The sequence below is a fragment of the Dietzia sp. SYD-A1 genome (assembly GCF_015356725.1).
Lineage (GTDB): Bacteria > Actinomycetota > Actinomycetes > Mycobacteriales > Mycobacteriaceae > Dietzia.
The window spans coordinates 1-1,144 of record NZ_JADDKI010000701.1; the positions used below are offsets into that span (position 1 = coordinate 1).

The 1,144-nt window shown below is 74.1% G+C and carries 1 protein-coding gene; it reads left to right on the plus strand.

Features of this window, described 5'->3' with window-relative positions:
* Window positions 1–1,144: FAD-binding and (Fe-S)-binding domain-containing protein (locus IY392_RS18775; protein ID WP_194862042.1), on the plus strand; the 1,144-nt coding region annotated here is incomplete at both ends.

Genomic DNA, 1,144 nt, shown 5'->3' on the forward strand with positions numbered 1-1,144 from the left:
GAGCTCACCGGCGGCGGCCACGCCGTCGAGGCGCTCGTCGTGACGGACCCGGTGGCCCGCGCCGATCTGTGGCGGGTACGCGAGGACGGCGCCGGGTTGAGCTCGAGACTGACCGACCCCGCGACCGGGGAGACCATCGAGTCCTGGCCGGGATGGGAGGACTCGGCCGTGGCGCCCGACCGTCTGGCCGACTACCTCGCCGACTTCCGGGAACTTCTCGCGCAGCATCGGCTCACCGGCGTCATGTACGGGCACTTCGGGGCCGGGTGCATGCACATCCGTATCAGCTTCGACCTGCGGTCCGAGGAGGGCCGTCGGGTCATGCGCGCCTTCTGCACCGGCGCCGCCCACCTCGTGGTGCGCCACGGCGGCTCGCTGTCCGGGGAACACGGCGACGGCCGGGCACGTTCCGAGCTCCTCCCGGTCATGTACTCGCCCGAGATGCTGGACGCCTTCGCCCGCTTCGCCCGCATCTGGGATCCCGCGGGGATACTCGCCCCGGGCGGGCTCACCGCCACACGTCCCCTCGACGGCGACCTCGCACTGGCCGACGTCGGTCTCCGTGGCCGCGACCTCCTCGGCGCCCCCGTCGCCGCCGACGGCGCCCACCCCGTCCAGGCCTGCATCGGAGTGGGCCGCTGCCGCTCGTCGACCGGCGGCGTGATGTGTCCGTCGTTCCGCGCCACGGGCGACGAGAAGGACTCCACCCGCGGCCGGGCCCGGGTCCTCCAGGAGGTGGTCCGCGGCACCCTGCCGATCGACTCCCCGGCCGTGGAGGACTCGCTCGAACTGTGCCTGGCGTGCAAGGCGTGCTCCTCCGACTGCCCGACCGGCGTCGACATGGCCACCTTCAAGTCCGAGGCACTGCACAGGCGCTACCGGCGGCGGATCCGCCCCCTGCCCCACTACTCGCTGGGCCTGCTGCCCCTCTGGCTGCGCGGGACCGTGCGGGCGTCCGGACCACTCAACGCCGTGCTCGCCACCCGCGTCGGCCGCGCCGCCGCGCGACTGGGCGGGCTCGCGACAGACCGCACGCTACCGCGCTTCGCCTCGGCCGCGGACCTGCGGGGCGAACTGGACCGCGTCCCGGACAGCGTCTGGACCGTCCGCGATCAGGGTCAGCCCGGGACACGCACCTCAGCAG